The following is a 13,217-nucleotide window of genomic DNA, read 5'->3' as shown; positions in this document are numbered from 1 at the left end:
GGAAGACGCATTGCGTCATCCCTCCACTGTAATGATGATTCGGTTGATGTCCCCGGTCGTCTGCTCCAGTTCTTCTCGCGAGACACGGCGTCCGGATGTCCGGTAAGGGTTCAATATGGACGTTCCGATTAATTCTTGTCCGTTACATGCAATGGAAAACGACTTCCCTTGTTTAATTTGAATCTGATAAGGAGTTCCGAAGAAATGCAGCGAAAACTCGACCGGCTCCGAGACAACGGGATCAAATTCCAACTCGTCTTCATGTATACGAATACCTAAGACATGTGACAGTAATTGATTAAACCAGATACCTGGACCGCTGGAGTAAATGCGCCAGCCTCCCTTGACGGCAACACTGCCTTCTTTTAAACGATTAAACTGGTCTTGAGCTTCGTAGCGGGTCTTAAAGTCTCCGTCTGAACTGCTGAAATACGCATTTCGTTGTCGTAAAGCTGCATTTGGAACGGCAGTCATCGAAACCGGATTAATCACTTCAAGTGCAGTGACCGTCTCAGCCGACCGACCGAGTTTTGTTAATGCTTCGATATATCGGATATGCGCATGGACATATTGAAGACCGATTTCCCGTCCGAAATTGGCAGCTTGTTCCGCCCGCATAAAATGATGACTGACGCCGCCGCGATATGCAGCCGGCTTATCCATCAAACGAACGCCATCCGGAAACTTCAGGTGTTCGGCAATCAGCGACATGTTTTGATTCGCCTGTTCTTTTGAAACCAGTTCACTGATAATACTCCGTGTCATGGGCAGGAGTCGATACTTCATCCGGAGAGTCTCATCGGACGGATGAATCATCGGTTGGTAGCCTTGATCCGTCACATGAAGAAAACCCGGTATCACGTCATCAAGAATCATCTCTTTTTCGAATTGGCGTTTGATTTCTGCACTGAGTCGTTCCAGTTTCAAACTGAGCGGCTGTATGCTTGAGAGCGCACTCGACAGTTGATCCATCATCTGATAGGTCAGGGCGACCGTCCATGTACTGATCAGATTGCGTTTCAATTCCTCATCCGCCGGCTGCAACGTGTCGTCCCAGTCACCTCCACCGTAAGCTGAAAACACGGAATCTCCTACGAAATCGTCCTCGATTTTCTGAATCGCCTGTTCAATATGATGTACCAATGACTTCTCGCTGACGACCTCGCCTGTTTTGTTACGAAACGGAATGATTTCTTCCAAACAGGAGAGGTCGTTTGTTCGAATCAAGTAATCGGAGACAGCTTTAAGCGGCCAGACAATGACATCCCCGTGACTGTCTTCCTGCTGAATCCCTTCGTATTCATCGAACATAAACCATTGCGGCCAGCCCCCTGCTTCAAACTGATGTGAAAAGATGGTCAACACGAGCGCACGGGCTTCCTCAAAATGACCCGTTGCCAACAAAAATTCCATTGGACCTTGCGAGACATCACGCGTCCCCCAGGCTGCACCACCATACTGTTCCAACCCATGCGGTGATTGATAATGAATCCGCATATTTTGTACATACCATCGCACCTGCATGTCCATCGCCTGCCATTTATCGGCTTCGCTTTCAAAATGAAGACCGTTTCGGTAACGGTTCATCCAGACGTCATACAAACGCTTTTCCTCTTGTTCTTCGAAGGCAAGCCGGTCCTTCCCTACACCAAGGCGAAGTGTCAGTATGTTCGTTTCATCAAATTGCATCCAGATCAAATCATCCTCGAAGTCCCGGTCAAAACCGTCTGATGATTGTCGGATCGTAAACTGTTGATCGGCTTCGATCGTATACGTCAAATCCGGCAAGTGTGCCGAACTGTCCGCATCGGGATCAGCCGAAAACAGCAGACGTTTGTCCTGTTGCTGCATTTGAAACGGCACTACATATTCCTGAGTGTGCATCGCAATCTGTTGACTCACTTTAAATCGAAGCGGCTGTGTACTGTTGATTGACAATTGAATCACCGGAGATTCAGCACCAATCATCGTCCGTACCGTTATGGTCTCGGAACCGATGAAGTAATGCCATACCGCCTCCTGCATTCCCATTTCAAACAGTGAGGGAAGTGTCAACAAATGATCGGTTCCTTCGTATTCGACATAAATTCGTTGGCCGGAAGTTTTCGGGATATTCAAGGGGTTGCGAATGTTCGTCATCCATTTATTGTAGTTGGTATTACCCCAGACGATATGTGAATTGAAGACCCCGTTCATGAAGACCGTCGTCGCGAGTTTAGGCACAGCAGGCATCAGACTGCCGGCAGTCAATAAAATGTTCCCGTGGCTTCGTTCGACAAGCCGTTCCTTCTCCTGCAAGACAACGTGTCCTCCATCCGGCGTAAAGAATGACAACAATTGTCCGTCCACGTACTCTTCCAGCTGACGATCGGGATATAACTCCTGTAAACGGTCCTCAGATACTGGGTCACCGCTTAATGTGATGTTTTGAGTATGAGCGAACGGCCGGGTTATCTGTTCCCATCCTGCTGAAAGTTTCGTTCGAAGCTCCGGCATGGATCCGATTGTGTCTTCAGATAAGGCTTGTTCAAGATGCGGAGCAATCCGCAGTTCAAACCATAACGTGTCTGTTTCGGACAGATCGAGTTCTCTCGTCCGAATGGTCGGTAAGGCAAACTCATACTGGTAAATGCGGGACGCCAGCCGTCCATTTAACCCTTTCGGACGATTCGTCTTTCGGTAGTCCGTTCCGTAGACATCGAATCCGTCTGTCGCATACTCTGCAATGTCTTCAGAACACGCCATCAGAACACCTGGAAACCCCGTTGACTGTTGTTGGTTTTGCCGTGCCAAAAGAACCGAATCGTATTTAGCGTAGTCGATGTACTGTGCCATGTAAGCTTCATTCGTTCTGACACCCGCCTCATCGGCGAGACCAAGATCCTGCACATACGTCACGTCATACCGTCCCTCACCGTCAAACGATAGATCAAACCGAAGTCCGTCCGAGTGTACAAGTGCAGTCACCGTGTAAGTGAAATCGCCATGATTTCCGGACCAACGAATGTGGGAGTCCGACAATTCAAACGTGCTGGGTGAAGCGATTCCGAGTAACGGCAGTGCTTCGCCGCCATTGAAGCGGACATAAAAGTTCATCAAGGAACCGTCCAACGGATGATGAATCAGCTGATTGATCATCAATTGACCGTATTTAAGTTGTTGGATATCTCCGAACGGAGTCAGCGTGACCAACGTTTCACCTTGCTGAAGTTGAAGTTTTTTCGTCATCATGTTCATGTTGAATCTCCTTTACGACTCGATTTAATGCAAATTCAGCAGATAATCCTTCCGTGCTGCTTGGTCCGACAAACAGCGTGAAGTATCCGTCGTCCGCACGGCGGCTTCCGTCCGGATGCAGATAAGCCAGCATATCCAAACTGATCGTCAACTCGACCTCGATGCTCGTCCCCGGTGCAATCGTCACTCGATTAAACCCTCTTAACTGTTTGACTGGACGCGACACTTCCGCTACCTGATCCTGAATGTACCATTGGATGATTTCATCACCTTCCACCGTACTCGTATTGCTCACTTTAACGGTAGCGGTGATGTCCCCGTACCCACAATCACGATGTGACAAGGTTAGTTGCTCATAGTCAAACTGCGCATAACTCATTCCAAAACCGAACGGGAACAACGCTTCGTTTGGTGCATCTAAATATTTGCTCGTGTAACGCATATCTGCATTTTCAATATCTGCCGGGCGTCCTGTCCGCAAGGCATCATAACGAAGCGGCATTTGACCGACGTGATGCGGGAATGACATCGTCAGCTTGGCAGAGGGTGATTGATGGCCATACAAGAGATTGTAGACCGCATGTCCTGTTTCCGTTCCCGGATACCATGCTTCGAGAATGGCCGTAGAATAACGTTCGACTTCACGTAAATCAAGTGGACGTCCATTAAAGAGTACTGTAACGATTGGAATATTTAACGCGGCTAATTTTCGTAATCCATCCACTTGTGTCTTTGGTAAACGAATATCCGTTTTGCTGCCCGCTTCACCGCTCATCCAAGAAGCTTCACCTAAGGCGAGGACAATCACCTCTGCTTGCCGTGCCGTTTCGACTGCCACCTCCCAATCGATTTCCTCTTCTACATCAGAACCCGGACTATACGAGAACGGTATCCCCTTCTCCCGAAATGCTTGTATCAACGGAATAGCTTCTTCCGTTTTCCCGCTTCCGGCCCAAGGACCAAGAACATCAGTCGAGGTGATAAAAGGTCCAATCAAAGCAATCTTTTGATTCGAAAGCGGCAAAATATCCTCATTTTTTAATAAAACAATACTCTTTTCAGCCAATTCCCGAGCATGAGCACGATGTTCTGGTGCGAGATGGACCGCTTGCTCCGTCATCGTCTCGATTCCCCGGTATGGATGCTCAAATAAGCCGAGTTCATCTTTTAATCTTAAAATGCGTAAAACAGCTTCATCCAACTTACCGACTGAGATTCTCTTTTGTTCAATCGCTTCTTCTAAGTGATTGAGGTATGCTCCTGACATCATATCGATATCGACACCTGCCTCCATCGCCAATCGACCTGCGTCCGCCAAGGATTCTGCCACACCATGAAAGATGACTTCTTTGATCGACGACCAATCCGATATCGTCACACCGTCAAACGCCCATTCTTTCCGGAGAATGTCCCGTAGCAGATAGGTACTGACAGTCGCCGGAATACCGTCTACGACGTTGAAGCTTGTCATGACCAGTTTGGCACCTTCGTCCAACGCACGTTTGTAGGCCGGCAAATAAAATTCCCGTAACTCGCGGTCGGACATATCAACCGTATTGTAATCACGTCCGCCTTCAGGGGCACCATAAGCAGCAAAGTGTTTGACACATGCTGCGAGGGTTCCTTCATTTTTTAAATCCGTTCCTTGATACCCTCGGACGAATGCCGCTGCCATTTCTCCGTTCAGCCAAACGTCTTCGCCTGTCGCTTCCATGACGCGACCCCATCGAGCATCACGTGTCAAGTCAGCCATTGGTGAAAAGGTGACATGTAATCCGGAAACCGTTGCTTCGAATGCCGATTGTCTTGCCATTTGTTCGATCGCCTCTATGTCCCAAGACGAAGCCATCGCAAGAGGCACGGGATAGATTGTCCGATGACCGTGAATGATATCTGCCATGAAGAGCAGAGGAATTTGTAATCGATTGTGTTCTAAGTATTGGGATTGGATGTAACGTGCTTGCGCAGCATTGTTTATCCCGATGACCGAACCAATCTCCCATCGATTTTCGCTTGTGATACCACTTTCTTTCATCAATTGCGCGACCGGTCCAGTGATGACGTCTTCATGATCGTCGCTATATACGGACGGTAAAATTTGAATCAACTGTCCGATTTTTTCTTGAAGCGTCATCTGCTTGATTAAATGTTCCATGTTCATCTCATCCCGCCCTTTTTAGAAAAATTGTTATTTTGTCGAAACGTTTCACCTGTTATTTAAAATTATAAGCGCTTACATTAAGAGGTGCAACCCTTTTATCGAAACGTTTCGAAAGATTACTTAATTGTTCTTACAAAAAAGAAGTTTCCCTTTTCATCTCAAATAAAAGCAACGCTACACATCAGTTTTGAGATGTGATTTTTCTTATTTTTTCTCCGTATACATAAAGTACAATCTGATTGACTGTTTGTCTCGTTATCCCTCTTTACTTCATTCACGGTCATCCGTCCTTTCTTTGTTAAGACAATTATTTTATTGTTTCATCATCTGTTAACTTGTTTGCACAACAACGGGCAAACCCAAGATGGATTTGCCCGTTGATTTTAGCCGTTATACTGCGTCGTGTACGACCGAAGCGACACACCACTTCTCTTTTAATTGCTCAATCCGTTGTTTTCCTTCATAAGAGTTCATCCAAAGATTCATGACATCCAAAACTTCCGTTTGCCGATCTTGAATGAGGTAACTTTTTTCGGCCGGAATCCATTTTTCCTTTATTTTCGGGGCACCTAATCGGACATCAAGCGATGCGTAATAAATCGCTTCGACGGTATCCGTAATCATGACATCCACTTCTCCCGCCGCGACGGCTGCCGGAATTGCTAAATTATCCGCATACATGACGATATGCGCCTGATCAAACGTCTGCCGGACAAACTGTTCATTTGTGCCGCCCGGATTCAAGCCGATTGTCACATCCGGACGATTGATGGCTGCAATCGACGTCAATAAATCAAGATCCGAAGCGCGGACAAGAGGTGTCTTTTGGAACGATAAATAGCTTTTCGTGAAGTCACCGACAATTTCCCGTTCGATGTTCTTCGTGACGCCGCCAACGACCATATGGAATTTCCCGGCACGCAAGTCACGTGTCAACGTCCCCCATGTCGTCGGGACGAATTCGACTTCCAGTCCGGCTTTCTCGGCAAACGAGCGGATGACGTCGATGTCAAACCCTTCATATTGATTCGTCTGACGGTTCAAGTACGTAAACGGTTTATAATCTCCGGTCGTCCCGACGACGATCTTTTTCGTCGTGAAGACGTTTTGTTTGCCGACACTGAATGAACCGGTCACATCTTTGAATCGTGTTGCTGCCAAAAGACCAGAAAGCAACAGACTTCCTCCAAGTGCTAATCCTCTTTTATTCACTCTGCTCGCTTCCTCTCTCTGTCTGACGCTTTTTTCTGTATAATACTCAAAACAGTATCATATTGTTTTATGTTATCCAAGAGTTTTTTGATTATTTCGTCAAAACAAGACGATGTTCGATTGCTGAGCCCTCTTATTTGCAGAACCCTTGTCCTTTCTTTCATACTGGAAAAGAATTCACAATGAATGGGAGGAATGGAAGATGAGTAACGTATTTATTATTGGGGCGAACGGAAAAGTGGGTCGGCATGTGGCAAAACAATTGAGCGGGTCGGTGCACGATGTGCGGGTCGGTTTGCGCTCACCGGAACAGTTCGCAGATTTCGAAGCACTGGGGGCGACACCTGTCCTGCTTGATCTCGAACAGGATGTCTCGTCGATCACAGACGCCATCAATAACAGTGATGTCATCATCTTTACGGCAGGCTCCGGTGGTCATACGGGTGCCGATAAAACCATTCTGATCGACTTGGATGGCGCAGCAAAATCGATTGCGGCCGCAGAACACATTCAAGCGAAACAATTCATCATGGTCAGTGCGTTAAATGCCGATTCGCCGGAAACTTGGTCGGACAGCATGAAACCGTATTATGTCGCAAAACACTATGCCGATCGCCTGCTTCGGGACAGTTCCCTCGCCTATACGATCTTGCGCCCGGGTGGCTTGACGGACGATACAGGAACCGGTGCCGTGACGACAGATCCGGCATCAACGGACAAGACGACGATCGCCCGCGAAGATGTCGCGCGTGTCGTCATCGCTGCGATTGAACAGGAATCGGCGTATCACCAAACGATTCCCCTGCTTGAAGGAACAACACCGATCGCTGATATTTTTGCGTAATGTCAAAAATGAGCCCAATCCATTTGGATTGGGCTCATTTTTTTACGAAGCTCGCTTCATTTCAACGATATGCGCCTGTTCCCGACGAACAGCCGTCAAAATCAATGTCACGGCAACCGTGACCAGCAAGATGACCGTCAGACGAAGAACAAACGACGAGATATTTCCGTCAAAGTAAATCAATCGGGTCAGTCCCGCGACCGCATTCGGTACCGGCAAATAATGACCGATCGTCTGGTAAAATGGTGCCAGCATCGACGGGGGCACAATATTTCCTGCCGTCATCAGCTGGAACGGAATCAAAGCGACGTTGACGAGTGGCGCAATCGGACCGAAAATCGTGAAGTTCATCTGAGTGACACCGATACAAGTTGCCGTCAATAATACCTGGAACGCCCATACTTTTAGAAAAGACGCTTGTATCTCTGAAAAGGCAAACGCAAGCGACACCATGACCAGCGGCACAACTAACAGGACAAGACCGTGCAACAGTTGTTTGCTCCAAAAGAGCGACCACTTTGCATGTCGTTTTTGCAGGATTTGCGTCACGAGATTAAACTGGATGCCCATCGTCATGACCGCAATGTAGATGACGAAACCCAGTAAGATCGGCAGCATCGAGGTCGAGAAATCAGACACTTCATGTTCGACGATGACGTCAGAGACAACCGCAGGTGTGCCGTTTAACGCTTGGGTGATTTCAGTTGTTGCCTGTTTCAGGATGCCGTTCGCAAATTCAGCATTTGCCTGATTGACGTGGAACGTCAGCTTCGGTTGATCCGTATCCGTCAGACTCGCGACGAGGACCATCTCGACTTCCCCGGCATCCAGTTGCTTCAGCCCCTCTGCTTCCGAACGGACAGATTGTACCGTGAACGGACTCTCCTTCTGCAAGTTTTGATACAAGCCGACTGTCGAATCCGACTTGACGACAGCGACACGCAACTGATCCAGACGATCCGTCGCCCCTTGGTACCCCGTCATCCAGACGACAAGAAATAAGATCGGGACGATCAAGGCAAACATCAATCCCACTTTCGTTTGTGTAACCGAAAAAACATCTTTAAAACTCTTCATGTGTTCCGCTCCCCTTTATATGCATTACTTATAATAGCATATGCAACTATTAATCCAAAAAAGAGAAACCAGTTACGTCACGTTTTGGTAAATGGTTTCAAGTGTCTTGATGAATTGTTTAATTTCTTTTTTGGACAATCCGGAAAAAGCTTGCTGTTGCAGCTGATCGAGCGTCGGTTCCAACAGTCGGATGACCTGAACGCCTTCTTTTGTCGTCAATAGAATGAAGGCCCGCCGGTCGCGTGGATCCGCCGAACGGATGACCAGTCCTTTTTTGACGAGCTTATCAAGGATTTTCCCGACCGTCGTTTGGTCCCGTTCCGTCAACAGCGCCAACTGTTTTTGCGAAATGCCCTCTTGTTTATGAAGCTCACTCAACACCGAGAACTGTTCCGGTGTCAGACCGTGTTCTTCCATCCGCTTGGTGGCGGCACGTTTAAAGGAATGATAGCTGCGTGACAGTTGCATACCAAGTGACCAATCCGTTTCTTTCACTGGAACTCCCCACCTCAAGAATAATAGTTGCACTACTTATTAATTGAACTTATTTACTATATGCCGGATGAGGTGGTTTGTCAAATGTCTTAGTTAATAGTTCTCGCCTTAAAAATTGTACAAGCTAATATAATTCAAGACGTAAACGATTTGATCGCTTCGATATGCGCATCCTTGACGTGTTGGTCGACTTGCGACTGTTGTTTAAGCTGCTCATAGACGGCATCGACTTGTGAGGGTGTCAGCCGTTTGACCGTTGCCAAACGTTTGATCGTCCGGTGTAACTCATTTCGTTTGATGACATGGACGTGACCGGACTCAATCGTGATTTTTTTCAGTTCACACCGTTCGCTGAAGACGATGACCGATTGGAACACCTGTTGCTCCACCGTTCCCGCTAAAAACTGTGCCATGCTTTTCAAGTGCTGCTCGTTTTGTTTGATCGGGTTGTAAAATCGTTGTTTGTACCGGTTCTTAAACATTTGCGTCCACTGCCGGTCCGCCTCTTTCCCGAAGATCCATCCGCTGTAGTTTTTTGATTCCAATACATAGATGCCACTCTCATGAATGAAGGTGACATCGATTTCCGTCATTCCCTTGCCCCGTGCTTTTGGTAAATAAGTATTGATGACGAACTTTCCGTATCCTCCAACCTTTTCGAGCTGACGGGTCGTCAAATATTCGCCCCAGATTCCTTTATCGCGGACCGCCTTTAGAAAACGTTCCTGCGTGACCTGCTTATATGTACTTTTGTCGAACGATCGGCGACGGAAGTAAAACAAACTGCCGAGCGTGACGGCAAACCCGACGAACATGACACTTCCGATGAGAAGTAACGCCGGAATTAATGCAGCTAACAAATCTTCCACTCATTTCATTCCTTTCTTTTTTAAATCCTAAATTTTCCACTATTCCAGAATAAACGGAATTCTTTTCAATTTCCACTAATTGTTACATTCATTTCACTGTGGTACGGTAAAGAAAAGGAGGGGTAGGGATGTTTGACTCATTTTTCTCAATTTGGTTGCCTTTGATCCTGCTGATCATCGTGTGGCAATCTGTTTCGCAACAACTTGCAAAACTTCGCATGACCCAACAGCAAACACTACGTGAACTGACACGTCTTCAAGAACATCTCGGCATGAATGATGCCGCAAGCAGTCACAGCCTATTGAATGAACAGATTGAGCAACTTCTGTCTAATCATGAGACAGTCGAAGCGATTAAACTGGTTCGAGAAACTCTCGGTTATCCATTACTTGAAGCCAAACAATATGTCGATGCAATCAAAGAGGCATCGTCGGACAGGCGCTGAACGAATAACAGGCAAGTCTTCCGAAAGGAGGACTTGCCTGTCTTGATGTTTAACGGACCTTCTCCAGTCGCGCCGCTTGAATTTGATACACTTCGTCACACAGTAAATCGATGTCCTGCTGATGGTGACTGGTCAGGAAAATCGTCCGCCCTTCTTCTTTATACTGCACGAGCAGTGTCCGGATCCGTTCGACACTATCCGTATCAAGGGCATTAAATGGTTCGTCGAGTAACAAGACCTGTTGATTTTCCATGATGGCTTGGGCAATCCCGAGTTTTTGTTTCATTCCAAGCGAATAGTGTTTGACCTTTTGCGTCAAATTCGGCGCCAGTCCGACTTGTTCCATCGCCCGGCGAATCGCCGCATCATCGATTTTATTTTGAATCCGGGCCAATTCTTTTAAATTCGTGAATCCGTCCAGTTGACCGATGTAACCCGGTCGTTCAATCAAGATGCCGAAGTCTTTCGGAAAGCGGTGTTTCCCCGTCAAGGTTTGCCCGTCGACTGCAATCGTTCCCGCGTCCGGAAAGACAAACCCGCATAACATCTTGAATAACACCGACTTGCCGGACCCGTTGATACCGGTAATGCCGTAAATCTTTCCCGGTCCGAACAAGACGTTCATGTTGTGAAACAGTTCATGCCCTTTATATTGTTTGCTGACGTTCGTTAATGTAATCATCATTTTGCCTCCTTAATGATTTGTTCGGACATGTTTTCGGAAAACGAGCTGGATGACGATATAAACGAAGAGGCTTGCTCCAACCAGTTGCAGACTGATTGCGTAAGCGGAATGGTCAAGCAGCTGAACCGTTCCATTTCGTCCAATTGGAATCCAGTCCTGTTGAACGAGCGGCAACAGTGCGACCATTCCGCCTCCAATCCAGTAAATACCTTGGATGGCTTCGCGCGTCCAGTACAAGACGAGAAACAGAATCAGACCGTACACGATGAGTTGGAGTGTTCCGTTGACGATTGTCTGGTAAAGAATCGTCGCGAGATCAACCGACAAACCGTTCATCTGAGTCGTCCACTCGACACCACGTAAAAATGCAAACAGTGTCGCTAAACCGACGAGACCGATGACTGTCCCGGTTGCTGTCACTAAAAGCCGCACCAATTGTTTCGAAAACCATCGATTCAACGACCGGTGCCGGATGATGTGATAAAGTCCTTGATCGATGACGTCCCGTTCATATCGTTGCGTCAGCAGGTAGGTATAGCCAAAAAATAAGACGGCATGATTCAAATATGCCTGCAGCGTGAAACCATCAGACCGGACGCCGCTGAATACGGTCAGTAAGTAATCACCATACGTCTGATTCGCCGGCTGCATCAAGAAAATCAATGCACAACATACTAGATAGAGAGCGGATGAACCGCCGCTGTTCGGCAAACGAATCGGCCGGTCAAGAAGCAAAAATCCGATGCCCAGGACAAAAATGCAACCTATCCAAAATTCATACGCCTGATGCGCAAGCAGTGCGGCTAACGACAACAGGAAAAACAGGCTCGGAAGTCCGATTTTAAAGGCAAGCCCTGTCCCGAGAAACAGCAGGCCCGAAAGCAGGTACAAGAGTTTCCGCTGCTTCGTCCACAGGTAGAAAAAACCCAGTAATAAATGAATCAACAAACCGCCGACAAATAAAAATCCAAGTTGCAGACAATGGGAAAGCAGCGGCGAAATGTTCAAAAACACCGAGTCTTTTGGGATATAAAATACCTGTCCGGCCCGTGCCGCAAGACTCCAATTCGTTTCAGCCGGTGCCTGCAGCGCAAACAGGTATCCGACAATCGCATACACTAATAAACCCATTCCCCACGATTTAGCGAACCGTCCGGTACTATGTATCAACGCACTTCGTGTATTCCGGAAGCGGATCAACCGGAAATCCGTTAAGTCCCTTTGTATTCGAACAATCGATAACAGGAGAACAAGCAACAAAATATCGTACATCAACAAATAGGTATTCATCGTCACTGCCGTCATTAAATCCCATTGATTAAATTCGATTCCTTTACTAAGTGCTTCCTGTTGATCTTGATACATCCAGATACCCGCAAAAAGCGTCACTTGAAGCCAACAAACCGCATGGACGATCCGGCTCACAGTTCCCACTCCGTCCGCTTCATCCCCGTGATCATCAGTCCGAGCAACATCAATCCCAGGACACTGAACGGAACAAATATCGTCCACAACGGCATCGCGATAATGTTAAACGGGAAAATCGTGCTGACGGGCGAAAATTGCGGGACACTGAGCAAACCGGTCGCAAAGTTCAACAGGTGATAAAACAAAAACGGAAGACCGACTGCCAGAAATAATTTCCCGGACAACACTAACAACAGGTAAGCAATTGTCGCATATACCATCGCATTGAGTCCGATCCATCCCGCATAAGCGATCATATAAATCCCATCCGTCGTAAAGGCTTGGGTGAACGTCGTCAATGATTCCGGACCCTGTTCATATGTCATCCAGTTCAAGCTCGGCTCTACGAACCGTAAAAACAGCATCCAGCCGAGCATCGTCACAAAAAAGACGATAAACGTGATCAAGGCGTTGACGACTCCTTTGGCAATGAGATAGTCCGTTAGCGAAACACGGGTCCGCGCGTACCGGATGAACTGATGATCGATTTCACGGGCGACCGTTGGCAGGTACAGCACACAACAGATTAACGGAAACGCGACGGCGATAATCGTTCCGGCAGATTCTTCGAACACCCCCTGCCACGTCAAGAATACGTATCCGGTCCGAACCTGGTTAAACTGTAACAGGATAACCAGCGGGAGCAGCAAAGCCAGACATAACGTCCGACGTGTCATGCTTCGTTTTAATTCCGTCCAGATAATCGATTGCAATGGTTTCTCCT

General features: G+C 47.4%; 11 protein-coding genes. 2 read left to right on the top strand and 9 right to left on the bottom strand.

From position 1 onward, the window contains the following. Nucleotides 1-15: 15 nt before the first annotated feature. The 3 genes from D3D03_RS02805 to D3D03_RS02795 form a co-directional block, all read right to left on the bottom strand. Entirely contained in the window at nt 16-3,237 is a 3,222-nt protein-coding gene (locus tag D3D03_RS02805; RefSeq protein ID WP_119922655.1) for a GH36-type glycosyl hydrolase domain-containing protein, read from the bottom strand. Further along, nucleotides 3,197-5,392, bottom strand: a complete 2,196-nt coding sequence (locus D3D03_RS02800) for a glycoside hydrolase family 3 N-terminal domain-containing protein (RefSeq protein WP_233550620.1) — start codon at nt 5,390-5,392, stop codon at nt 3,197-3,199. The genes D3D03_RS02805 and D3D03_RS02800 overlap by 41 nt, the downstream gene beginning before the upstream one ends. A gap of 396 nt (nt 5,393-5,788) precedes the next feature. Then, nucleotides 5,789-6,610 carry a transporter substrate-binding domain-containing protein gene (locus D3D03_RS02795; RefSeq protein ID WP_119922654.1) on the bottom strand — a complete coding sequence of 274 codons (822 nt, stop codon included), beginning with the start codon at nt 6,608-6,610 and terminating at the stop codon, nt 5,789-5,791. Nucleotides 6,611-6,812: 202 nt separating this feature from the next. Here D3D03_RS02795 and D3D03_RS02790 point away from each other — a divergent pair, with 202 nt between their 5' ends. Further along, nucleotides 6,813-7,454: an SDR family oxidoreductase gene (locus tag D3D03_RS02790; protein WP_028106548.1), complete on the top strand. Its 642-nt coding sequence runs from the start codon at nt 6,813-6,815 to the stop codon at nt 7,452-7,454. A gap of 42 nt (nt 7,455-7,496) precedes the next feature. Here the strand turns inward: D3D03_RS02790 and D3D03_RS02785 are convergent, their stop codons facing one another. The 3 genes from D3D03_RS02785 to D3D03_RS02775 form a co-directional block, all read right to left on the bottom strand. Further along, a complete protein-coding gene (locus D3D03_RS02785; protein WP_028106549.1) occupies nt 7,497-8,531 on the bottom strand; it encodes a YhgE/Pip domain-containing protein in 1,035 nt (344 codons plus the stop codon). 72 nt (nt 8,532-8,603) lie between these two features. Next, nucleotides 8,604-9,026 carry a MarR family winged helix-turn-helix transcriptional regulator gene (locus D3D03_RS02780; protein ID WP_026833278.1) on the bottom strand — a complete coding sequence of 141 codons (423 nt, stop codon included), beginning with the start codon at nt 9,024-9,026 and terminating at the stop codon, nt 8,604-8,606. Nucleotides 9,027-9,160: 134 nt separating this feature from the next. Continuing rightward, nucleotides 9,161-9,895, bottom strand: a complete 735-nt coding sequence (locus D3D03_RS02775; protein ID WP_119922653.1) for a nuclease-related domain-containing protein — start codon at nt 9,893-9,895, stop codon at nt 9,161-9,163. 128 nt (nt 9,896-10,023) lie between these two features. On the opposite strand from D3D03_RS02775, the gene D3D03_RS02770 reads away from it, so the two are divergent. Beyond that, on the top strand, nt 10,024-10,341 hold the full coding sequence (locus tag D3D03_RS02770; protein WP_119922652.1) for a hypothetical protein: 318 nt from the start codon (nt 10,024-10,026) through the stop codon (nt 10,339-10,341). A gap of 49 nt (nt 10,342-10,390) precedes the next feature. On the opposite strand, the gene D3D03_RS02765 is transcribed toward D3D03_RS02770, so the two are convergent. The 3 genes from D3D03_RS02765 to D3D03_RS02755 are packed head-to-tail and all read right to left on the bottom strand — an operon-like array spanning nt 10,391 to nt 13,206. After that, nucleotides 10,391-11,023 carry an ABC transporter ATP-binding protein gene (locus tag D3D03_RS02765; protein ID WP_233550619.1) on the bottom strand — a complete coding sequence of 211 codons (633 nt, stop codon included), beginning with the start codon at nt 11,021-11,023 and terminating at the stop codon, nt 10,391-10,393. Nucleotides 11,024-11,035: 12 nt separating this feature from the next. Further along, nucleotides 11,036-12,451 (bottom strand): hypothetical protein, encoded by a 1,416-nt coding sequence (locus tag D3D03_RS02760; RefSeq protein ID WP_119922650.1) that lies wholly within the window; start codon nt 12,449-12,451, stop codon nt 11,036-11,038. Further along, on the bottom strand, nt 12,448-13,206 hold the full coding sequence (locus D3D03_RS02755; protein ID WP_119922649.1) for an ABC transporter permease: 759 nt from the start codon (nt 13,204-13,206) through the stop codon (nt 12,448-12,450). The genes D3D03_RS02760 and D3D03_RS02755 overlap by 4 nt, the downstream gene beginning before the upstream one ends. Nucleotides 13,207-13,217: the final 11 nt, after the last annotated feature.

The sequence above is a fragment of the Exiguobacterium sp. RIT452 genome, assembly GCF_003598705.1.
Taxonomy (GTDB): Bacteria; Bacillota; Bacilli; order Exiguobacteriales; family Exiguobacteriaceae; genus Exiguobacterium_A; species Exiguobacterium_A undae.
Note: the sequence above shows the minus strand (reverse complement) of the source record. Positions and strands in the feature narration are given on the sequence as shown.

Coding starts and splice junctions, on each gene's coding strand:
- D3D03_RS02790 (WP_028106548.1), top strand. CDS start 6,813: ATGAGTAACGTATTTATTATTGGGGCGAACGGAAAAGTGGGTCGGCAT.
- D3D03_RS02770 (WP_119922652.1), top strand. CDS start 10,024: ATGTTTGACTCATTTTTCTCAATTTGGTTGCCTTTGATCCTGCTGATC.
- D3D03_RS02765 (WP_233550619.1), bottom strand. CDS start 11,023: ATGATTACATTAACGAACGTCAGCAAACAATATAAAGGGCATGAACTG.
- D3D03_RS02785 (WP_028106549.1), bottom strand. CDS start 8,531: ATGAAGAGTTTTAAAGATGTTTTTTCGGTTACACAAACGAAAGTGGGA.
- D3D03_RS02805 (WP_119922655.1), bottom strand. CDS start 3,237: ATGAACATGATGACGAAAAAACTTCAACTTCAGCAAGGTGAAACGTTG.
- D3D03_RS02800 (WP_233550620.1), bottom strand. CDS start 5,392: ATGGAACATTTAATCAAGCAGATGACGCTTCAAGAAAAAATCGGACAG.